A 982-nucleotide genomic window follows, 5' to 3' on the forward strand; every position below is an offset into this window, starting at 1 on the left:
GAGATTTTTATATTTCTCAGCTAAAAAACGCATAATTCTGCCTATTTTGTGTTAAATCGAATTAATTCCCAGCTTGACAAATTCTAAAAAATTTTATGCAACGCTACTGAAGTTAGGAGGTAAAATTTATGTTATTAAAGGTTGATAAAAGGATAAGTATGTTTATTGCGGTTATTCTAACCTTTTTTACTGGATAAGTTAACAGGCGGCAGCTATGAGGTATCAGAGAAAAGAGCAGCGAACTATGTATACTCCAAAAAACAAGGGAATGTATTAATATTAACAATTAAAGGATCTAAAGATATTCAACTTGTTTACGCAGATTTTAATGGTAAAGTGAAAGTAGGTGCAGGTGTTCTTCAAAACGTAAATGGTACAAAAACAATAGATGTTTACGACATTAAAAATGGAAAAATCTATAATACCTCTAAAATAGAAATTATTAATAATCAACCTAAAATTAATTGGAAAGAAGGGCCTTTTATTCCGTATGATAAAAAAGATAAAACTGGTTCTCAAAAAGAAATAAACGCGGCATGGACTAGTTGTGACATCTGTCTTGGAATATGTAATACCCTCTGGAACGGTGGTTGTGGGTTAACTAGTTATTTCGCATGTATGATTGCCTGTTCACCATTTGGAAACTTCACCTGTCCGATAATTTGTGGAGTTGTCTATAGTATTATTTGTGGTGGAGTAGGAAGTTACATTACTTGTCCATCTTTGTGCCAAGATATAGGTTATTGTAAATAGAGGGTTAATATGGTTGAAGCCGAGTGGCTTCAACCATATTCTTAAATTAGTTGAAAGAGGTTAAAATCTATGAATTCTTGGTGGCTACTTATAAATATTATAGTTCTTTTAGTTTATGCATCAGTAGCGTTGCATAAAATTTTTTAGAATTTGTCAAGCTGGGAATTAATTCGATTTAACACAAAATAGGCAGAATTATGCGTTTTTTAGCTGAGAAATATAAAAATCT

1 protein-coding gene is annotated in these 982 nt (G+C 31.6%); it reads left to right on the forward strand.

Annotation, left to right across the window (positions count from 1 at the left end; genetic code table 11):
- Positions 1 to 336: 336 nt before the first annotated feature.
- Positions 337 to 753 (forward strand): hypothetical protein, encoded by a 417-nt coding sequence (locus ULO1_RS14545; RefSeq protein WP_143311788.1) that lies wholly within the window; start codon positions 337 to 339, stop codon positions 751 to 753.
- The last annotated feature ends 229 nt before the right edge of the window (positions 754 to 982 follow it).

This window comes from Carboxydocella sp. ULO1 (assembly GCF_002049255.1).
Classification (GTDB): Bacteria; Bacillota.